21 protein-coding genes are annotated in these 20,531 nt (G+C 65.8%); 17 read left to right on the plus strand and 4 right to left on the minus strand.

Annotated elements, in window-relative coordinates:
- The first annotated feature begins 76 nt into the window (after positions 1-76).
- From ACZ48C_RS00665 to trmB, 13 genes are all read left to right on the plus strand, one after another.
- Positions 77-646 (plus strand): NifU family protein, encoded by a 570-nt coding sequence (locus ACZ48C_RS00665; protein ID WP_313195602.1) that lies wholly within the window; start codon positions 77-79, stop codon positions 644-646.
- Positions 647-676: 30 nt separating this feature from the next.
- Complete coding sequence (tsaB, locus tag ACZ48C_RS00670; protein WP_464781870.1) at positions 677-1,324, plus strand: tRNA (adenosine(37)-N6)-threonylcarbamoyltransferase complex dimerization subunit type 1 TsaB; 648 nt, start codon at positions 677-679, stop codon at positions 1,322-1,324.
- Entirely contained in the window at positions 1,325-1,819 is a 495-nt protein-coding gene (locus tag ACZ48C_RS00675) for a GNAT family N-acetyltransferase (protein ID WP_464781871.1), read from the plus strand.
- A 37-nt stretch (positions 1,820-1,856) separates the two neighbouring features.
- A complete protein-coding gene (locus ACZ48C_RS00680; protein WP_464781872.1) occupies positions 1,857-2,282 on the plus strand; it encodes a Fur family transcriptional regulator in 426 nt (141 codons plus the stop codon).
- 220 nt (positions 2,283-2,502) lie between these two features.
- The gene (gene olsA / locus ACZ48C_RS00685) at positions 2,503-3,291 is read left to right on the plus strand and encodes a lyso-ornithine lipid O-acyltransferase (protein ID WP_464781873.1); all 789 of its coding nucleotides are present in this window, start codon (positions 2,503-2,505) and stop codon (positions 3,289-3,291) included.
- Between the two features lie 54 nt (positions 3,292-3,345).
- A complete protein-coding gene (gene miaB / locus ACZ48C_RS00690; RefSeq protein ID WP_464781874.1) occupies positions 3,346-4,734 on the plus strand; it encodes a tRNA (N6-isopentenyl adenosine(37)-C2)-methylthiotransferase MiaB in 1,389 nt (462 codons plus the stop codon).
- Between the two features lie 27 nt (positions 4,735-4,761).
- On the plus strand, positions 4,762-5,814 hold the full coding sequence (locus tag ACZ48C_RS00695; protein WP_119257432.1) for a PhoH family protein: 1,053 nt from the start codon (positions 4,762-4,764) through the stop codon (positions 5,812-5,814).
- A gap of 14 nt (positions 5,815-5,828) precedes the next feature.
- Positions 5,829-6,338 carry an rRNA maturation RNase YbeY gene (ybeY, locus tag ACZ48C_RS00700; protein WP_318910731.1) on the plus strand — a complete coding sequence of 170 codons (510 nt, stop codon included), beginning with the start codon at positions 5,829-5,831 and terminating at the stop codon, positions 6,336-6,338.
- A gap of 9 nt (positions 6,339-6,347) precedes the next feature.
- Entirely contained in the window at positions 6,348-7,499 is a 1,152-nt protein-coding gene (locus tag ACZ48C_RS00705; RefSeq protein WP_464781875.1) for a hemolysin family protein, read from the plus strand.
- Between the two features lie 295 nt (positions 7,500-7,794).
- Positions 7,795-9,375 (plus strand): apolipoprotein N-acyltransferase, encoded by a 1,581-nt coding sequence (lnt, locus tag ACZ48C_RS00710; protein WP_464781876.1) that lies wholly within the window; start codon positions 7,795-7,797, stop codon positions 9,373-9,375.
- Between the two features lie 146 nt (positions 9,376-9,521).
- The gene (locus ACZ48C_RS00715) at positions 9,522-9,941 is read left to right on the plus strand and encodes a helix-turn-helix domain-containing protein (RefSeq protein ID WP_119257436.1); all 420 of its coding nucleotides are present in this window, start codon (positions 9,522-9,524) and stop codon (positions 9,939-9,941) included.
- A 191-nt stretch (positions 9,942-10,132) separates the two neighbouring features.
- Entirely contained in the window at positions 10,133-11,371 is a 1,239-nt protein-coding gene (gene metK / locus ACZ48C_RS00720; RefSeq protein ID WP_464781877.1) for a methionine adenosyltransferase, read from the plus strand.
- A gap of 7 nt (positions 11,372-11,378) precedes the next feature.
- Positions 11,379-12,080 carry a tRNA (guanosine(46)-N7)-methyltransferase TrmB gene (gene trmB / locus ACZ48C_RS00725; protein ID WP_464781878.1) on the plus strand — a complete coding sequence of 234 codons (702 nt, stop codon included), beginning with the start codon at positions 11,379-11,381 and terminating at the stop codon, positions 12,078-12,080.
- A 27-nt stretch (positions 12,081-12,107) separates the two neighbouring features.
- Here the strand turns inward: trmB and ACZ48C_RS00730 are convergent, their stop codons facing one another.
- Both ACZ48C_RS00730 and ACZ48C_RS00735 read right to left on the minus strand, forming a co-directional pair.
- Positions 12,108-12,368: a BQ00720 family protein gene (locus ACZ48C_RS00730; protein ID WP_119257505.1), complete on the minus strand. Its 261-nt coding sequence runs from the start codon at positions 12,366-12,368 to the stop codon at positions 12,108-12,110.
- Positions 12,369-12,499: 131 nt separating this feature from the next.
- Positions 12,500-12,931, minus strand: coding sequence for an Hsp20 family protein (locus ACZ48C_RS00735; RefSeq protein ID WP_119257439.1), 432 nt, complete (start codon positions 12,929-12,931; stop codon positions 12,500-12,502).
- A 173-nt stretch (positions 12,932-13,104) separates the two neighbouring features.
- On the opposite strand from ACZ48C_RS00735, the gene ACZ48C_RS00740 reads away from it, so the two are divergent.
- Genes ACZ48C_RS00740 through ACZ48C_RS00750 form a run of 3 tightly spaced genes read left to right on the plus strand, consistent with a single transcriptional unit; the run spans position 13,105 to position 15,542 of the window.
- On the plus strand, positions 13,105-14,046 hold the full coding sequence (locus ACZ48C_RS00740; RefSeq protein WP_464781879.1) for a nucleoside hydrolase: 942 nt from the start codon (positions 13,105-13,107) through the stop codon (positions 14,044-14,046).
- Complete coding sequence (locus tag ACZ48C_RS00745; protein WP_464781880.1) at positions 14,046-14,396, plus strand: hypothetical protein; 351 nt, start codon at positions 14,046-14,048, stop codon at positions 14,394-14,396. The genes ACZ48C_RS00740 and ACZ48C_RS00745 overlap by 1 nt, the downstream gene beginning before the upstream one ends.
- A gap of 60 nt (positions 14,397-14,456) precedes the next feature.
- Positions 14,457-15,542, plus strand: a complete 1,086-nt coding sequence (locus ACZ48C_RS00750; RefSeq protein ID WP_464781881.1) for a glycosyltransferase family 4 protein — start codon at positions 14,457-14,459, stop codon at positions 15,540-15,542.
- A gap of 52 nt (positions 15,543-15,594) precedes the next feature.
- Here ACZ48C_RS00750 and pgi read toward each other — a convergent pair whose 3' ends face one another.
- Both pgi and ACZ48C_RS00760 read right to left on the minus strand, forming a co-directional pair.
- A complete protein-coding gene (gene pgi, locus ACZ48C_RS00755) occupies positions 15,595-17,220 on the minus strand; it encodes a glucose-6-phosphate isomerase (protein WP_464781882.1) in 1,626 nt (541 codons plus the stop codon).
- Between the two features lie 116 nt (positions 17,221-17,336).
- Positions 17,337-19,037 (minus strand): long-chain-fatty-acid--CoA ligase, encoded by a 1,701-nt coding sequence (locus ACZ48C_RS00760; RefSeq protein WP_464781883.1) that lies wholly within the window; start codon positions 19,035-19,037, stop codon positions 17,337-17,339.
- Between the two features lie 369 nt (positions 19,038-19,406).
- On the opposite strand from ACZ48C_RS00760, the gene ACZ48C_RS00765 reads away from it, so the two are divergent.
- Positions 19,407-20,525 (plus strand): AI-2E family transporter, encoded by a 1,119-nt coding sequence (locus ACZ48C_RS00765; RefSeq protein WP_464782750.1) that lies wholly within the window; start codon positions 19,407-19,409, stop codon positions 20,523-20,525.
- The last annotated feature ends 6 nt before the right edge of the window (positions 20,526-20,531 follow it).

Consider the following 20,531-nt stretch of genomic DNA (forward strand, 5'->3'; position numbering starts at 1 on the left):
CTGAAGCGCCTATCTTCTTTTGAATTGTTCTAAATGTATGGGGCCGACCCAAGCGCCCGGCCGCACGGAGAGAAAGATGTTCATCCAGACCGAAGCGACGCCGAACCCGTCGACCCTGAAGTTCCTGCCGGGCAAGGTGGTGCTGGAGACCGGCACGGCCGAGTTCCGCGACGAGACGGAGGCGCGCGCCGCCTCGCCGCTCGCCGCCCGCCTCTTCGGCATTCCGGGCGTCACCGGCGTCTTCCTCGGCTACGACTTCATCACCGTCACCAAGGACGATGCCGACTGGCAGCACATGAAGCCGGCCATTCTCGGTAACATCATGGAGCACTTCATGTCCGGCCAGCCGGTGCTTGCCGGCGGTGCGCTCGGCGGCAGCGACGACATGGAAGGCGAGTTCTTCGACGAGGGTGACGAGACCATCGTCGCCACCATCAAGGAACTGCTCGATACGCGCGTGCGCCCCGCCGTGGCGCAGGACGGCGGCGACATCACCTTCAAGGGTTTCCGCGACGGCGTCGTCTATCTCAACATGAAGGGCGCCTGCTCGGGCTGCCCCTCCTCGACGGCGACGCTCAAGCACGGCGTCCAGAACCTTCTTCGCCATTTCGTACCGGAAGTGCAGGAAGTTGAAGCCGTCATGTAAGGCCCGCCGCGGGACGCCGGAGTGCCCCGCATGATCGTTCTGGCCATCGATACGGCGGGCGCCGGCTGCTACGCGGCGCTCTACGATTCCGATCAGGATGCAGTCCTCGGCGCCGCCGGCGCCGAGATCGGCCGCGGCCATGCCGAGCGGCTGATGGAATTCGTCGACGCGGCGCTCGATGCGGCCGGCATGGATATTGCGGCCGTCGGCCGCATCGCCGTTACCGTCGGCCCCGGCTCCTTCACCGGCATCCGCGTCGGCGTCGCCACTGCCCGCGGCCTTGCCCTCGCCCTCGGCGTTCCGGCCGTCGGCGTCTCCACCCTTTCGGCGCTCGCCGCCGAGCACGGCGCCGGAGCGCCGCTTCTGGTGGCGATGGATGCCAAGCGCGATGAGGTCTACTGGCAGCGTTTCGCCGCGGACGGCGCGGAGGCGTCGCCGCCGGCGCTCGCCGCGCTTTCCGAGGCGCGCGATATCGCCGCCGGGCACGAGGGCGCGTTCGCGGGCTCCGCGGCCGCCCTTCTGCGCGACGATGCGGCGCCCGCGGCCGATGGCGTTTCGATTGTCACCGTTGCCCGCCTCGGCGCCCGGCTCGACCCTTCGAGCCACCAGCCGAAGCCGCTCTATCTGCGCGGTCCCGATGCCAAGCCGCAGGCGGGTTTCGCGATCCGGAGAGCCTGAATGTCCCTCGGCGACTATTTCACCCGCAAGCCCGTCTTCGAGATATTCCCGCTCGAAACGGACGATGCCGGCATTGCCGCGGCCCTCCACCGAACCCGCTTTCCCCAGCCGTGGAACGACGGCGAATTTCATTCGCTGCTCTCGCAGGATCCCGTCTTCGGCTTCCTCGCCCTGAAGGAGGGCGCGCTCGGCCGGACCGCCGGCGGCTTCGTGCTGGCGCGCGCGGCGGCGGGCGAGGCGGAGATACTTACCATCGGCGTCGACGAGCGATTCGGCCGCGCCGGCCTCGGCTGGCGGCTGATGCTGGCGGCGCTGCGCGAGGCGAAGATGCGCGGCGCGGAGGCCATCTTCCTCGAGGTCGACGAGGGCAATGTCGCGGCCCGCGGGCTCTATGCCAAGCTCGGCTTTTCCAAGGTCGGCGAGCGCAAGGCCTACTATGCCGCCGCCGATGGCAGCCGGTCCACGGCGCTTGTCATGCGGCGCGATCTTCGCTAGTCCCCTTGCGGGGGGCATAACGAGAAGGGCTGGTCGCATGGTGGACGCGGAAAAATCGCTGGAAGAGCTTTGTGTCGAGCGCGGCATGCGCATGACCGAGCAGCGCCGCGTCATCGCGCGCGTGCTGGAAGCCTCCGACGATCACCCGGATGTCGAGGAACTCTACCGCCGTTCCTCCGCCGTCGACGCGCGCATCTCCATCTCCACGGTCTACCGTACGGTCAAGCTCTTCGAGGACGCCGGCATCATCGAGCGCCACGATTTCCGCGACGGCCGCTCGCGCTACGAGACCGTGCCGGACGAGCACCACGACCACCTGATCGACCTGAAGAGCGGCGAGGTCATCGAATTCCATTCGCCCGAGATCGAGGCGCTGCAGGAGCGCATCGCCCGCGAGCACGGCTTCCGGCTCGTCGACCACCGGCTGGAGCTCTACGGCGTTCCGCTCAAGGAGGGCGAGTGAGGCGGACGAGGTCGCAGCACCCCCCTCTGCCCTGCCGGGCATCTCCCCCACAAGGGGGGAGATTGGATGGGACGCTGTCTCGCCCATCTCTGTCGTTGCTGATTGAGCAAGGTTTGCGCGTCTTGCCGATCTCCCCCCTTGTGGGGGAGATGCCCGGCAGGGCAGAGGGGGGTAGCTGCGGAACGCGAGCGGAAGCCTTCCCCCATACCCCGGTGACCCCGTGATCACCTGGCTGCGCATCGCCCTCGGCCTCGTCATCCTCGCCACGGTCACCCTCGTCCTGCTGCCCGCCCAGCTTGTCGGCCTGCGCTTCAACCTGAAGATCCGCCGCTACCTGCCGCGCCTCTGGCATCGCGTCGCCTGCCGCGTGCTCGGCCTCAAGGTGCGCGTGCACGGCGCGCTGGAGAAAAACCGCCCCCTCCTGATCGCCGCCAACCATGCCTCCTGGAAGGACATCATGGTGCTCGGCTCCGTCGCCGATGTCGTCTATATCGCCAAGTCCGAGGTGCGAGGCTGGCCGGTCTTCGGCATTCTCGCCCGCCTGCAGGCGACGATCTTCGTCGAGCGTGAGCAGCGCCAGAAAACCGGCGACCAGGTGGACGAGATCGCACGGCGGCTGGCGGACGGCGAGATCGTCGTGCTCTTTCCGGAGGGCACTACCTCGGACGGCAACCAGCTTCTGGAGATCAAGTCCTCCCTCTTCGGCGCCGCCGCCTCCGCCGTGCCGCATGCGCCGCAGGGCGTCGTCCATATCCAGCCCGTCTCCATCGCCTATACGGGCCTCCACGGCATGGCGATGGGCCGCTACCACCGCCCCATCGCCGCCTGGCCCGGCGATATCGAACTCCTGCCGCATCTCCTCGGCATTGCGCGGGAAGGGGCGGTCGATGTCGACGTTGATTTCGGCGAGCGCGTCGACTACACGCGGGCAAGCAACCGCAAGGACGTGAGCCGCACGGTCGGCGCGCGCATCCGCGCCATGCTCGGCGCTCGGCTGCGCGGCCGGTAGAGGCGAGATGCGGCGGGGCTTCAATTTCCGGCCTTTTTCCACTATGGAACGGCCATGAGCGAACAGTCCGTCATCCCTTCCCCGGCCGATGCCAAGCCGAACACCCGCAAGGTCTTCGTCAAGACCTACGGCTGTCAGATGAATGTCTATGACAGCGAGCGCATGACGGACGCGCTGTCGAAGGACGGCTATCAGGCGACGGACGTGTTGGAAGAGGCCGATCTCGTTCTCCTCAACACCTGTCATATCCGCGAGAAGGCCGCCGAGAAGGTCTATTCCGAGCTCGGCCGCCTGCGCGAGATGAAGAAGGCCCGCGCCAAGGGCGGCCGCGAGATGGTGATCGGCGTCACCGGCTGCGTCGCCCAGGCCGAGGGCAAGGAAATCCTGCGCCGCGCCCCCGCCGTCGATCTCGTCGTCGGCCCGCAGACCTATCACCGCCTGCCGGAAGCGCTGCGCCGTGCCAAGGGCGGCGAGCGCGTGGTCGAGACGGATTATGCGCTGGAAGACAAGTTCGAGCACCTGCCCGCTCCGGAAAAGGCAAAGACCCGCGCGCGCGGCGTCACCGCCTTCCTCACCGTGCAGGAAGGCTGCGACAAGTTCTGTACCTTCTGCGTGGTGCCCTATACCCGCGGCTCGGAAGTCTCCCGCCCGGTCATGCAGATCGTCGCCGAGGCCGAGCGCCTCGCCGAGGCGGGCGTGCGCGAAATCACCCTGCTCGGCCAGAACGTCAACGCCTGGCACGGCCTCGGCCCCGATGGCCGGGAATGGGGCCTCGGCGATCTTCTCTATCGCCTGGCCGAAATCGAAGGCCTCGCGCGCCTGCGCTACACGACTAGCCACCCACGCGACATGGACGACAGCCTCATCGAGGCGCATCGCGACCTGCCCAAGCTGATGCCCTACCTGCATCTGCCGGTGCAGGCCGGCTCCGACCGCATCCTGAAGGCCATGAACCGCCGCCATACGGCAGCCGAATACATCGCCCTCATTGAGCGCATCCGCGCCGTTCAGCCGGAGCTCGCCATATCCGGCGATTTCATCGTCGGCTTTCCCGGCGAGACCGATCAGGACTTCGAGGACACGATGCTCCTCGTCGAGACCGTCGGTTATGCACAGGCATTTTCGTTCAAGTATTCCACCCGCCCCGGTACGCCCGGCGCGGAGATGGACGGCCATGTCGAAGAGGCCGTGAAGGCCGAACGCCTTGAAAGATTGCAGGCTTTGCTCTTTCGCCAGCAGGGCGAATTCGCCCTCGGCTGCGTCGGGAAGGAGATCGACCTGCTTCTGGAGAAGCCCGGACGCAAGCCCGGCCAGCTCGTCGGCCGCTCGCCGTGGCTGCAGCCTGTGAATATTGATGCAAAAGGTTCGGAAATCGGTGACATTATCCGGGTACGAATCACCGATGCCGGGCCCAACAGCCTCTTCGCGCAAGCGATCGGTTGACGGGCGGATTTCAAGGAGCTTGACCGCTTGAACGGACACGAACTGACGACGTCATCGCCGCGCCAGTCGAAAAGCCAGACCGACGCCAATCAATTCGTGCTCACTTTCGAGAACAATCGATACGCAAGCGAGCTTTTCGGCCAGTTCGACCAGAACCTGAAGCTTCTGGAACAGCGCCTCAACATCGATGCGCGGGCACGCGGCAATTCCGTTTCCATCTCCGGCGAAGTCATGGCCACCAACCAGGCCCGCCGCGCGCTGGATTATCTCTACGACCGGCTCCAGAAGGGCGGCTCGATCGAGCTTTCCGACGTCGAGGGCGCCATCCGCATGGCGATCGCGGCGGACGACCAGTTGTCCCTGCCGACGATGGAGCGTAAAGCCAAGCTCACCATGTCGCAGATCTCCACCCGCAAGAAGACCATCGCCGCCCGTACGCCGACGCAGGATACCTATATCCGCGCGCTGGAGCGGTCCGAGCTCGTCTTCGGCGTCGGCCCGGCCGGCACGGGCAAGACCTATCTCGCCGTCGCCTATGCCGCCCAGCTTCTGGAGCGCGGCGCGGTGGACCGCATCATCCTCTCCCGCCCGGCCGTTGAGGCCGGCGAGCGCCTCGGCTTCCTGCCCGGCGACATGAAGGAGAAGGTCGATCCGTATCTGCGCCCGCTCTATGACGCGCTCTACGACATGATGCCGGGCGACAAGGTCGAACGCGCCATCACCGCCGGCGTCATCGAGATCGCGCCGCTCGCCTTCATGCGCGGCCGCACGCTCGCCAACGCTGCCGTCATCCTCGACGAGGCGCAGAACACGACCTCGATGCAGATGAAGATGTTCCTGACGCGTCTCGGCGAGAACGGCCGCATGATCGTCACGGGCGATCCGAGCCAGGTCGACCTGCCGCGCGGCGTGAAGTCCGGCCTCGTGGAAGCCCTGCAAATCCTCAAGGGCGTCGAGGGCGTCTCGGTCGTCCGCTTCAAGGATGTCGACGTCGTGCGCCATCCGATGGTCGCCCGTATCGTGCGCGCCTACGAGGCGCAGACGGCCGTGCAGGACGAAAGCGAGCTGCCGGACCGCTGAGGTCCGGATACCTGATGAGCGAACTCGATATCCAGATCTCCATAGAGGAGGGCGCATGGCCCTCCGAGGAACACCTTTTCGAAATGAGCGGGCGCGTGCTCGGCGCAGCGGCGGATTACCTGCGAAAGCAGGAAAAGCAGCCCTTCCCGAAGACCGGCGCGCCGGAAGTCTCCCTCGTCTTCACGAATGACGAGAGCATCCGCGCCATCAACGCGGAATGGCGCAGCCAGGACAAGCCCACCAACGTTCTGTCCTTCCCCGCCTTCCCGGTGACGCCCGGAAAAATGCCGGGTCCGATGCTCGGCGACATCATCTTCGCCGAGGAGACATTGACCCGCGAAGCGGCCGATCTCGGCAAGTCTTTCGACGATCATCTCACGCATCTCATGGTGCATGGATTTCTGCATCTCTTCGGTTATGATCATATGGAAGACGAAGAGGCTGAAAAAATGGAGGGGCTGGAGACTCGCATTCTTGCCGAGCTTGGCCTATCTGACCCCTACGGGGATGGCCCCGAAGAATAGTTTGGACCAATGAGCGACTTTAGAAATCAGCCGGCAGCGGCGGAAAAGAACGAGGCGGACGCCTCAAGTCAGGACGAGGCGGGCAGTAGTAGCAGCGCGCCGAAGCAGGAAAGCGGGGGCCGGTCATCCTTCTGGTCCCGTGCGACACGGCTTTGGCGCATGACGGGCGCCTCCACGCTGCGCAAGGACCTCGCAGAGGCCCTGATGACGGAAGATACCGGCGGCGAGCCGGCCTTCCTGCCCGAAGAACGGGCGATGCTGCACAATATTCTCCGCTTCCGCGAGGTGCGCGTTGAGGACGTCATGGTCCCGCGCGCCGATATCGAGGCCGTCGACCAGGACATCACCATTGCCGAGCTGATGGTGATCTTCGAGGATTCCGGCCGCTCGCGCATGCCGGTCTATAACGAGAGCCTCGATGACCCGCGCGGCATGGTCCACATCCGCGACCTGCTCGCCTATGTCACCAAGCAGGCCCGCAACAAGCGCCGCACCGGCGCGAAGAACGGCAGCGCCGCAGCCGCTACCGGCGAAAAGCCGGCGCGTACGCCAAAGGCAGAATTCGACCTCGGCCGCGTCGATCTTTCCAAGACCGTTGCCGAAGCCGGCATCATCCGCCAGGTCCTCTTCGTCCCGCCATCGATGCTGGCCGCCGACCTCATGGCGCGCATGCAGGCCGACCGCACCCAGATGGCCCTCGTCATCGACGAATATGGCGGCACGGACGGCCTCGCCTCGCTGGAAGACATCGTCGAGATGGTCGTCGGCGACATCGAGGACGAGCACGACGACGACGAGGCGATGATCCAGCGCGTCAGCGACGACGTCTTCATCGCCGATGCCCGCGTCGAGCTTGAGGAGCTGGCCGAAGCCATCGGTTCCGATTTCGATATCCGCGAACAGCTTGAAGACGCCGATACGCTCGGCGGCCTGATCTTCGCCTCGCTCGGCCGCATTCCGGTGCGCGGCGAGGTGGTGCAGGCCGTGCCCGGCTTCGAATTCCACGTCCTCGACGCGGACCCGCGCCGCGTCAAGCGCGTGCGCGTCACCCGCAAACGCGCCAGCTCCGTCCGCCGCCGCGAGCGCCGGCCCGGCGAGAGCCTTCCCGCCGACCGCGCCAATCCGGCCGAGCGGCGCAGCGACGAGGCCGGGGCGGAGTAGGGCTCCCTTCTTTACGGAACAGGGCATTGCTTTGCCCCCTCACCCTAACCCTCTCCCCGCAAGCGGGGAGAGGGGACGTGCCCCACGAATGGTTGCTGATTGGGGAAAATGGCGCGGCATATCACCTTCTCCCCGCTTGCGGGGAGAAGGTGGCCGGCAGGCCGGATGAGGGGCAAGGCATCCCCACTACCCTCCAGAAAGCGCCATCCCGACATCCCCCCTCATGACACAGGACAAGACGCTGCTTTTTTGGAACACTGGCGCGGCTGATTCGGGGACATGTGAAGGGGACGGCATGGAGCGGCTGGCGGGCAAGGTCATGCTCCTGTCTGGGACGAGACGGGCGCTGACGGCATTTCTTGCGGGGGTCGCCGGCGTGCTGGCGCTGCCGCCCTTCGGCTTCTTCGCGGCGCTCTTCGTGTCCTTCACCCTGCTAGTCTGGCTGCTCGACGGGGCGAGCGGTGCCCCGGAAGCCGGCTTCCTCCGGCGCTTGGCGCCTGCCTTCCGCATCGGCTGGTTCTTCGGCTTCGGCTATTTCGTCGGCGGGCTCTGGTGGCTGGGCAATGCGCTGCTGGTCGAGGCGGATGCTTTCGCCTGGGCGCTGCCGCTCGCCGTCTTCGGCCTACCGGCCTTCCTCGCCATCTATTACGGCATCGCCGCCGCGCTCGCCCGGCTCCTCTGGTCGGACGGCATGGGCCGCATCGCCGCGCTCGCCTTCGCCTTCGGGGTGGGGGAATGGCTGCGCGGCACGCTCTTCACCGGCTTTCCCTGGAACGCCGTCGGCTACGGCATCATGCCCGTGCCGCTCCTCATGCAGTCGTCCGGCATCGTCGGCATCGCCGCGATGAACGCGCTCGCCGTCTTCGTCTTCGCCGCGCCCGCCCTTCTCGGCACGCGGCGGGGCAGGGGGATCGGCCTTTCGCTTGCCGTGCTGCTCTTCGCCGCCCATGTCGGCTACGGCTACTATGCGCTCAACCTGCCCGCGCCGGACGACGACAGCACCGTCGTCCGCCTCGTCCAGCCGGTGATCGACCAGGCGATGAAGCTCGACGACACCGCAAGGGCCGAGATCTTCGAGCGGCATCTGGCGCTGAGCGTCGCAAAGCCCGAGGGCGGCGGCAGGCGGCCGGACATCATCGTCTGGCCGGAAACCTCCATCCCCTTCATCCTGACCGACAATCCCGATGCCCTCGTGCGCATCGCCGCCGTTCTCGACGACGACCAGATACTGATCGCCGGCGCGGTGCGCACCGAGAGCGCCGGGTCCGGCAAGGCGCCGCGCTACTACAATTCCATCTACGCCATCGACGGCAAGGGCCAGATCATCGGCGCGGCCGACAAGGTGCATCTCGTGCCCTTCGGCGAATACATGCCCTTCGCCGAGGTCTTCGAGAGCTTCGGCGTCAGCGCCGTCGCCATGCCGGGCGGCTTTTCCGCCGCGCGCGAGCACCAGCTCCTGACGGTCCGCGGCAAGGGGCTCTATCCGCTGGTCTGCTACGAGGCGATCTTCCCCTCCGAGATCAATGGCGCGGGGAAGACGGCCGCCGCGCTGCTGAACGTCACCAACGACGCCTGGTTCGGCAATACGCCCGGTCCCTACCAGCATTTCCTGCAGGCGCGACTGCGCGCGGTCGAGCGCGGCATGCCGCTGATTCGCGCTGCCAACAACGGCATTTCGGCCGTGGTGGATGCGAAGGGGCAGGTCGTTTCCGGCCTTGCCTACGATGTCCCCGGTTTTGTGGATGCAACCCTTCCGGGTAAATTCGCGCCGACGGAACGGGCAACACGGCAGAACCGGGCGTTTCTGATTGCCCTGTCCATTCTCCTCGGGACGGCGCTTATTTCTCGCATGGGTTTTAGAAATCGGATGAATTGACCCAAAACCCCTAAAATAGCATAGTGCACGCCGCCGGCCGTTCTCCTGTATTGTAGCGACCTTCAGAGTCTGCGCATACAACGTGACGTTAAGTTTTCGTTAAGGCTGCCGGTGGGTAGGGGCCATTCCGCGTTAGGACGAAAGTGATGATGGAAAACAAGAAGAAGCCGAATCCGATCGATATACATGTCGGCAGCCGGATCCGGCTTCGCAGGACCATGCTCGGCATGAGCCAGGAGAAGCTGGGCGAAAGCCTCGGCATCACCTTCCAGCAGATTCAGAAATACGAGAAGGGCACGAACCGCGTCGGCGCCAGCCGCCTGCAGAACATTTCGAGCATTCTCAACGTGCCGGTCTCCTTCTTCTTCGAGGATGCCCCGGGCGAGCAAGCGGATGCCCAGGCCGGCTTCGCCGAAGCCTCCAGCTCCAACTATGTCGTCGACTTCCTCTCCTCCTCCGAAGGCCTGCAGCTCAACCGCGCCTTCGTGAAGATCGGCGATCCCAAGGTGCGCCGCAAGCTGGTCGATCTGGTCAAGGCGCTGGCCGCCGAGGCCGAGGTCGAGTGACCTGTCCCTGCCGGAACGCATGAAGGAACGGCCCTGCGGGGCCGTTTTTCATGCCTGCCGGCCGCTTCTGCGCGGCGGATGCGGCAAATCACCCGGGAATTTGGGACATAAAGATATACTTATGTCCTTGTCTTTGCCGCGCGAACTGAATAACTACGGTCGTAGTCCATTTCTTTGAGGGGAATTCCCGCATGCGCAGCAGTTACCTCTTCACCAGCGAGTCCGTCGCCGAAGGCCATCCGGACAAGGTGTGCGACCGTATCTCCGACGAAATCGTCGATCTGGTCTACCGTGAAGCCGTGAAGTCGAAGATCGATCCCTGGTCGGTCCGCATCGCCTGCGAGACGCTTGCAACGACCAATCGCGTCGTCATCGCCGGTGAGGTCCGCCTGCCGCCGAGCCTTCTCAAGAAAGACAAGAACGGCGCCGACGTCATCAATCCGTCCAAGTTCAAGTCCGCCGCCCGCAAGGCGATCCGCGATATCGGCTACGAGCAGGACGGCTTCAACTGGAAGACCGTGAAGATCGACGTGCTGCTGCACTCGCAGTCCGCCGACATCGCACAGGGCGTCGACAACGCCGCCGACAAGCAGGGCGACGAGGGCGCGGGCGACCAGGGCATCATGTTCGGCTATGCCTGCCGCGAAACCCCGGAACTGATGCCGGCCCCGATCTACTATTCGCACCGCATCCTCCAGCTTCTCGCCGCCGCCCGCAAGACGGGCGAGGGCGATGCCGGCAAGCTCGGCCCGGACGCCAAGAGCCAGGTGACCGTGCGCTATGTCGACGGCAAGCCGGCCGACGTCACCTCCATCGTGCTGTCCACGCAGCATCTCGATGCGAGCTGGGATTCCAAGAAGGTGCGCCAGGTCGTCGAGCCCTATATCCGCGAGGCGCTGGCCGACCTGAAGATCGCCGACGATTGCTCCTGGTACATCAACCCGACGGGCAAGTTCGTCATCGGCGGCCCGGACGGCGACGCCGGCCTCACCGGCCGCAAGATCATCGTCGACACCTATGGCGGCGCGGCCCCGCATGGCGGCGGCGCCTTCTCCGGCAAGGACACGACCAAGGTCGACCGTTCGGCCGCCTATGCCGCGCGCTACCTCGCCAAGAACGTCGTTGCCGCCGGCCTTGCCGACCGCTGCACGATCCAGCTCTCCTACGCCATCGGCGTTGCCCAGCCGCTGTCGATCTATGTCGACCTGCACGGCACTGGCAAGGTGAGCGAAGAGGCGGTGGAAGCGGCGATCCGCAAGGTCATGGACCTGTCGCCGTCGGGCATCCGCCGCCATCTCGACCTCAACAAGCCGATCTATGCCAAAACGTCCGCCTATGGCCATTTCGGCCGCAAGGCCGGTCGTGACGGCTCGTTCTCCTGGGAGCGCCTCGACCTCGTCAAGGCCCTCAAGGACGCCATAAAGAACTGAGGCCGACATGACCGATGCAGAGCGCCGCAGCCGCGCGACCGAAGCCTTCTTCGGTCGCCGCAAGGGAAAGCCGCTGCGCGAGCGGCAGGCGCAGCATCTCGAAACGCTGCTGCCGGTGCTGAAGGTCGACCTGTCGGCCCCGGCTCCGGCGGATCTCGCAACGCTCTACGATTTCACGCCGGCCCGCACCCGCCTTGAGATCGGTTTCGGCGGCGGCGAGCACCTGATCCACCGCGCGGTGGAAAGCCCGGACACCGCCTTCATCGGCGTTGAGCCCTTCGTCAATTCCATGGCGAAGCTGATCGGCAGCGTGGAGGAGAAGGGCGCGGGGAATATCCGCCTTTACGACGACGATGCGACGGAACTCTTGGACTGGCTACCGGCGGCCTCGCTCGACCAGATCGACCTGCTCTATCCCGATCCCTGGCCCAAGCGGAAGCATTGGAAGAGGCGCTTCGTGTCGAAGGTCAATCTGGATCGCTTCGCCCGCGTGCTGAAGCCGGGCGGCATCTTCTGCTTCGCGTCCGACATCGACACCTATGTCAACTGGACGCTGATGCATTGCGGGGCGCATCCCGCCTTCGTCTGGACCGCGGAAAACGCGGCCGATTGGCTGACGCCCTATGCCGGCTGGCCGGGCACGCGCTACGAGGCCAAGGCCAGGCGCGAGGGCCGCAAGTCGGCCTATCTCACCTTCCGCCGTCTCTGACGGAAAGCGTTTTTCAGGGCATTATCGTCAGTGAAGGCTGACCGTGCGCAGATCGTCCTCGGCGGCCTTGTAGAAGGTGCTGGAACGGTTGTCGGTGAGCAGGATCGGCGTGCCGTCCGCGCCGAACAGCGCCCACAGGTCGAGGCTCGGGTCGATTTCGGGCGCTTCCGGGAAGACGCGGGAGACTTCCTCGGCCTTCATCTTGCGGATGTAGCCGACTTCGCCGGCGCCCAGATGCGCAAGGTCCGCCTTCGATACGGTGGTGGGGGTAACGGTTTTCAGGCCCATTTTTGCCTCCATGGCAATGCCGGACTTGCCGGCCACCGGACGCTGATGGCCACCATGGCCCATCGGTCGTTCGGCAATCAGGTTATGCGCGAAACGGTCCGGCGGGTGTTCCCGCAGGAACGGCTCACGTTCTAGTCTGGTACGGAAATGTTAATTTTCTTTACCATACGCACGGGCTCCGGCCGGACGAGGTCCACCGAGAGCAGGCCGTTCTTCAGTTCGGCGCCCGAAACATGCATGCCGTCGGCAAGCACGAAGGTACGCTGGAACTGGCGGGCGGCGATGCCGCGGTAAAGATAATCCCTTTCGCCGGGGTCGGTCTGCCGGCCGCGGATGACGAGCTGGTTTTCCTCCGTCGTCACGTCCAGCTCCTCCTCGGAGAAGCCCGCCACGGCAAGCGTGATGCGCAGGCGCTCCGGGGCGCCCGTCTCGCCATCCGGCCGAAGCCGCTCGATATTGTACGGCGGATAGCCATCGTTGCCCTTGGCGATGCGCTCGAGGGTCTTTTCCATGGCGTCGAAGCCCAGCAGCAGCGGGCTCGTGAAAGGGGTCATGCGTGTCATCGTCCAGTCCTTGGCTTCAAGCGACTTTGGCGAGGCCCGGCTGCGGCGCCCCGACGGCTGCAATATGGTGATTGCGCGATGCCGGCGCAAGACGCTTGCGAAAGGCGGCCCGGCAAATATAGTCGCCGCTTCCCCGCCGGTCCGGCGCAATCAGAAAACAGGAATGAAGCGGCATGTCCGAGCCAAGGAAAATCATCATCGACACCGATCCCGGCCAGGACGACGCCGCCGCCATCATGCTGGCGCTCGGCAGCCCGGAGCTGGAAATCCTCGGCATCACCACGGTCGCCGGCAACGTGCCGCTGTCGCGCACCTCCACCAATGCCCGCATCATCCTGGAATTCTGCTCCCGGCCGGACGTCAGGGTCTTCGCCGGCGCCGACAGGCCGATCGCCCGCCCGCTGGTGACGGCCGAGCACGTCCACGGCAAGACCGGCCTCGACGGCCCGGAGCTGCACGAGCCGAAGATGCCGCTCGAAGCGCAGCACGCCGTCGACTTCATCGTCGAGACGCTGAAGCGCGAGCCGGCCGGCACCGTCACGCTCTGCACGCTCGGCCCGCTGACCAACATCGCGCTCGCGCTGGAAAAGGCGCCCGAGATCGCCGGCCGCGTGCGCGAGCTGGTCATGATGGGCGGCGGCTTCTTCGAGGGCGGCAACATCACGCCGGCCGCCGAATTCAACGTCTATGTCGACCCGGAGGCGGCCGCCGCCGTCTTCAACTCCGGCATCCCGATCGTCATGATGCCGCTTGACGTCACCCACAAGGTACTGACGCTGAAGAGCCGCGTCGAGAAGCTGCGCGCGATCGGCAACCGCCCGGCGCTCGCGCTCGTCCAGATGCTGGAATTCTTCGAGCGCTTCGACATCGAGAAATACGGTTCCGACGGCGGCCCGCTGCACGATCCGACCGTCATCGCCTATCTGCTGAAGCCGGAGCTTTTCGGCGGGCGCGACTGCAGTGTCGAGGTCGAGACGGCTTCGCCGCTCACCGTCGGCATGACCGTCGTCGACTGGTGGCAGGTGACCGACCGCAAGCACAATGCGCGCGTCATGAAGGATGTCGATGCGGACGGCTTCTTCGCGCTCCTCACCGAGCGCGTCGGACGCCTTTGATGCGCGGCCCCGCTCCGGGGACCGAGGCCCGCTTCCACAAGGAGATGGCGGGCCTCTACGACCGCTTCGCCGAACTCGGCTTCCGCCCGGTCCTGCTGCGCCGCTGCGTCACGCTCAATGGCGGCGTGGCGGCGGCGAAGGAGTTCGTCTTCACGCCCGGCGCGGCCGGCCTCGAACGCCTTCTCGACGCCGGCAAGCCGGAGCTTTCCATGGAAGCGCTGATGCTGCGCCCCGAATACCGGGGCCTCTTCACCGAGCTGGAGCTGAAGGAGGCCGCCCGCCGCCTCGCCAATGCCGCGCCCGGCCGCTCCCGCGGCCGCCTCCAGCCCCAGCCGACGGAACGCAAGTAACCGGCCCGCGGGCGCGGCGCACGTTCATTCGCCTGTCATCGCGGCATGGTCAAAGAGGCCATGCTCGAAGACATCGCTCCAGATTCGTCCTTCCCCGCCGCGTCCGATGACCGGGCGCCCACCGTCCTCGTCGTGACGGATGCCTGGCGGCCGCAGCTCAACGGCGTGGTGCACACGCTGGAGGAGCTGGCCCGCTCGGCGGCGGAGGAGGGGGTCGACGTCGTCTTCCTGACGCCCGAGAAATTCACGACCATCCCGCTGCCGTCCTATCCCGAGATCCGGCTCGCCATCGCCTCGAGCCGTCAGGTGCTGGCCGAGATCGAAGCCGTCGCGCCGGATTACATCCATATCGCGACCGAGGGCCCGCTCGGCATGGCGGCGCGGCGCGCCTGCCTGCAGCGCCGGCTGCCCTTCACCACCGCCTACCACACGCGCTTTCCCGAATTCATCAGCGCGCGCCTACCCATACCGGAAAGCTGGAGCTACTGGTGGCTGCGCCGCTTCCACAATTCCGGCGCGGGCATGATGGTGGCCACCAGGTCGCTGGGTGCGGAAATGGCGGCGCGGGGCTTCGTGCGCATCAAGCGCTGGTCGCGCGGGGTGGATACCAAGCTGTTCGACCCGGCAAGGCGCCGCGATCTCGGCCTGCCGCGGCCGGTCTTCCTCAATGTCGGGCGCGTGGCGGTGGAAAAGAACCTGCCCGCCTTCCTCGGCCTCGATTTACCGGGCAGCAAGGTCGTCGTCGGCGATGGGCCGGACCTTGCGGCGCTGCGCCAGCGTTATCCCGACGTGCATTTCCTCGGCCGCAAGACCGGCGAGGAGCTTGCGGCCGTCTACGCCTCGGCCGACGTCTTCGTCTTCCCGAGCCGCACGGATACGTTCGGCAATGTCATGCTGGAGGCTTTGGCGAGCGGCGTTCCCGTCGCCGCTTTCCCGGTTACGGCCCCGCGCGATGTGCTGGGTGAGGCGGGGGCCCTGTCGGAAGACCTGCGGGAAGCAGCCCTTGCCGCGCTCGATATCCCGAAGGAGGTCGCGCTTGCCCGCGCGGCCACCTATAGCTGGCGCGCCTGCGCCCGCGAATTCCTCGGGAACCTCGCCCGCGTGCCGCGCGGTGCTTTCGCGGCACGCCGTTTGAGCCTGCGGTAGCATTTCCAGCAAAAGTGCGAAGCGGTTTTGCGTTCGGAAATGCGGAAATAGTCTAGTTTGCAGCCTTCAGCAGCGCCGCGACCAGCCCGGCCGTCGAGGAATCGTGCCCTGCAGCGCTCTCCTTGCCTTCCACGACCGGCAGCAGGCCCGTCGCCAGCTCCTTGCCGAGCTCCACGCCCCACTGGTCGAAGGAATTGATGTTGAAGAGCGCGCCTTCCACGAAGACGCGGTGCTCGTAGAGCGCGATCAGCCGGCCGAGTGCGAAGGGCGTCAGGCTGTCATAGACCATGGTGATCGACGGGCGGTTGCCGGAGAAGACGCGGTGCGGCGCGATCCTGTCGGCCTTCGCCTCGTCCATGCCCTTCGAGGTGAGCTGCGCCTTGGCCTCTTCGAGCGAGCGGCCCTTCATCAGCGCTTCCGACTGCGCCAGGCAATTGGCGATGAGGAGCTGGTGCTGGTGGCGCAGGTTCTCCTCATGGCCGTTGGCCGCGATCATGAACTCGGTCGGGATGATCGAGGTGCCCTGGTGGATGAGCTGGTAGAAGGCGTGCTGGCCGTTGGTGCCGGGCTCGCCCCAGACGACCGGGCCGGTCTTGCATTCGACGGGCGTCGAATCCACCGTCACCGACTTGCCGTTCGATTCCATGTCGAGCTGCTGGAGATAGGCCGGGAAGCGCGACAGGCGCTGATCATAGGGCAGGATGGCGCGCGAGGGATAGTTCAGCACGTTGCGATGGTAGAAGCCGATGAGGCCGAGCAGCATCGGGATGTTTTCGCGGATCGGCGCCTCGCGGAAGTGATTGTCAATGGCATGGCCGCCGGCGAGGAACTGCGCGAAGTCCTCCTTCCCGATGGCGATCATCAGCGGCAGGCCGATGGCCGACCAGATCGAATAGCGCCCGCCGACCCAGTCCCAGAAGCCGAAGACGCGCGCTTCGTCGATGCCGAAGGCCGCGACCTTGTCGAGCGCCGTGGAGACGGCGCAGAAATGATGGCCGACGGCGGCCTCGCCCAGCTTGTCGGCGATGAACCTGCGCGCCGTCGCGGCATTGGTCATCGTCTCGATGGTGGTGAAGGTCTTGGAGGCGACGATGAAGAGCGTCGTCTCGGCCTCCAGCAGCTTCAGCGTGTCGGCGATATGCGCGCCGTCGATATTGGAGACGAAGTGCAGGCGCGGGCCGTCATGGTAGGGCGCGAGCGCCAGCGTCGCCATGACCGGGCCCAAGTCCGAGCCGCCGATGCCGATATTGACGACATCGGTGATCTTCCTGCCCGTCGCGCCCTTGAACGCACCGGAGCGGATGGCCTCGGCGAAGGCGCCCATGGCGTCGAGCACGGCATTGACATCCGGCATGACGTCCTTGCCTTCGACGAGGACGGGCGTGTTGGAGCGATTGCGCAGCGCCGTGTGCAGCACCGCGCGCTCTTCCGTGATGTTGATGATCTCACCGGCGAACATGGCGTCGCGCTTCTTCTCGACGCCGGCATCCTTCGCCAGCGCCTCCAGCGCGTCGAGCACCGCGTCGTTCACCGCGCATTTGGAATAGTCGAAGAGAAAGTCGCCGAGCGTGGTGCTGTAGCGGGAGAACCGCTGCGGGTCGGCCGCGAAGGCGGCCCGGATGTCTGTGGCATTGGTATCGCGGACGATGGATTTCAGCTTTTCGACAAGCGGGTTCATCGGCGTCTTCCCTGGCTTTGGACGATGCCGCTAGCTAGTCGCTTTGATATGGTCAAATCAAGACCGGAAAGGCCGCTTGCCCGAAAAAATTAAATCGGTTTAACCGCGACCGCCCGTCAGCCGCGCAGGTCCTTGCGCAGAATCTTGCCGACATTGGACTTGGGCAGCTCGGTGCGGAATTCGACGAATTTCGGCCGCTTGTAATTGGTGAGGTTCGCCGCGCAATGGGCCTTCACGTCGGCTTCCGTCAGCGCCGGGTCCTTCTTCACGACGAAGAGCTTCACCGCCTCGCCGGAATGCTCGTCCGGCACGCCGATGGCCGCGCATTCGAGGATGCCGGGATGCGACATCGCCACTTCCTCCACCTCGTTGGGGAAGACGTTGAAGCCGGAGACGAGGATCATGTCCTTCTTGCGGTCGACGATCTTGGTATAGCCCTCCGCCGTCATGAAGCCGATATCGCCGGAGCGGAAGAAGCCGTCCGGCGTCATCACCTTGGCCGTCTCGTCCGGGCGCTGCCAGTAGCCGGCCATGACCTGCGGGCCGCGGATGCAGATCTCGCCGACCTCGCCGAGCGCCAGCGTGCGGCCGTCGTCGTCGCGGATCTCGATCTCGGTGGAGGGCAGCGGCAGGCCGATCGTGCCGGTGAATTCCGGCCGGTCGAAGCGGTTGGCCGTCGCCACCGGCGAGGTTTCGGAAAGGCCATAGCCCTCGGTGATCGCGCAGCCCGTCATCTTTTGCCAGCGTTCTGCGACCGGCCGCTGCACCGCCATGCCGCCGCCGAGCGTCAGGACGAGTTCGGAGAAATCGAGTTTGGAGAAATCCGGATTGTTCATCAGCGCGTTGAACAGCGTGTTGAGGCCCGGGAAGATGTGGGTTCGGTATTTCGCCAGTTCCTTGACGAAGGCGGGGATGTCGCGCGGATTGGCGATCAGCACGTTATGGCCGCCGAGCGCGATTCCCATCAGTCCGTTCACCGTCAGCGCGAAGATATGATAGAGCGGCAGCGCGCAGATGAAGGTGAGCTGCTCCGGCCGCTTCTTGATCGTGAAGGTCGGCTCGATCCACAGCTTGATCTGCTCCATGTTGGAGAGCAGGTTCGCATGGGTGAGGATCGCGCCCTTGGAAACGCCCGTCGTGCCGCCGGTATATTGCAGGAAGGCCATGTCGCCCGGCGCGATCGCGACCGGCTTCACCGCGCCGCGCGCGCCTTCCGCCATCACCTGCCTGAACGGCACATGCCCCGGCAGCGACCATTCCGGCACGAGCTTCTTCACCTTGCGCACGACGAGATTGACGATGAGGCCCTTGAGGCCGAGCATGTCGCCCATCGTCGCGACCACAACGTGGCGCACGTCCGTGCGCGCGACGACCTGCGCCACGGTACTCGCGAAATTCTCCAGCACGAACAGCGCCTTGGCGCCGGCATCCTTGAGCTGGTGCTCGAGCTCGCGCGGCGTATAGAGCGGGTTGACGTTCACCACCACGAGCCCGGCGCGCAGGATGCCGAAGATGATCACCGGGTTCTGCAGGATGTTCGGCATCATGACGGCGACGCGGTCGCCCTTTTCCAGTCCCCGCGCCTGCAGCCAGGCGACGACCATCCGGGAGGCGGCATCGAAGTCGCGGAAGGTCAGCGTCCTGCCCATGCTGGTGAAGGCCGGGCGGTCGGCAAAGCGCGCGCAGCAGCTTTCCACCAGCGCGCCGATGGAATCGTGGGTGAGCGGGGCGATCTCTCCCGCCATGCCGTCCGGATAGGAGGAGAGCCAGAAACGGCCGGACGGCGCGGTGGGCGGGTGCATCTGTGAGACCGACATATGTGCTCCTCCTCGTTGGGCGCGGGCATCGTCCGTCCCGACGCAGCGAAAGGTCCTCCAACCGTCCGATGCCGACAAGATGATGCTTTTGGCGGGCGCCATCAAGGTATACTGCTATCTTACATTAACGTAAACGTCAACGATCTGCATCGACGCCCTCGACTTACCCCTTCGGGCCGCCGCCTGCGGCGTCTCCGCGCGCCGCCGCCGAAAAAACCACGTATATGTTTAACATTCTTCCGCTACACCTTATCTTGGTGGTCCGGCGCGGACGCCGGAGCCATGGAGTGGACGAGTTTGTTGCATTCGGAACATCGCAGAAGTGAGCCCCGGTTTCTCGGCGCGGCACGCCAGGGCGGCGCTGCGCTCATCTCCCCGATCTCGGCGGCGCGGTGGCTTCTCGTCCTCATCGTCTTCGCCGGCATCTATTTCTTCCACGGCTTCGTCGTGCCGGTACTCGCCGCGCTGGTCATCGCCTTTGCGAGCTGGCCGCTCTATTCGCGCCTGCTGGCGCAGGTGAACGGCAACCGCACGCTCGCCGCTTCCATCGCCATCCTCCTCATCCTCGCCTTCATCGTCGGGCCGATCGTGATCGCCTCGACCTATGCGCTGCACGAGATTCGCGACTGGATCGGCTGGGCCGTCGAGACGAACCGCACCGGCGCGCCGACGCCGGAATGGATCGGCGCGCTGCCCGTGGTGGGCGGCTGGCTCGATATGCAATGGGCGCGCTTCCTCGATCATCCGGGCGCGATCGGCGAACTGACGCAGATCGTCAGCGGCGCCAATATCGGCAATATCTACCGCGTGGCGCTCGCGGCTGGCGGCAAGGCGTTCAACCTGCTGCTCGCCATGCTCTTCATGCTGATCGCGCTGTTCTTCATCTACCGCGACGGCCAGGCCTTCGCCGGCCAGGTCGACCGGCTCGGCGAGCGCATCCTGCCGATGCGCTGGGAGCGCATCTCCCGCATCGTGCCCGCGACGATCAGCTCGACCGTCACCGGGATGACGCTGATCGCCATCGGCGAGGGCATCGTTCTCGGCGTCGCCTACTGGATCGCCGGCGTGCCCTCGGCCGTCACGCTCGGCGTGCTGACGGGCGTCATGGCGCTGTTCCCGGGCGGTGCGCCGCTCTCCTTCACGCTGGTCTCGGTCTATCTCGTTTCCAGCGGCTCGCCCGTGGCGGGCCTTGCGCTCTTCGCCTGGGGCTCGGTGGAGCTCTTCATCGTCGATAAGACGCTGCGCCCGCGCCTCGTCGGCGGCCCGATCAAGCTGCCCTTCCTGCCCACCTTCTTCGGCCTCATCGGCGGGGTGAAGACCATGGGCTTCCTCGGCCTCTTCATCGGCCCCGTCCTGATGGCCCTGCTGGTCGCCATCTGGCGCGAATGGATCCGCGAGGTCGAAGCGACCGAGCCCGCCTCGACGATCCTGCTCGACCCCCACGCCGAGCCGCCCCCCTTGCCTGACAAGGAACGCAACGTCGGCTGAAGCCCG

The organism is Shinella sp. 1A1, assembly GCF_055379515.1.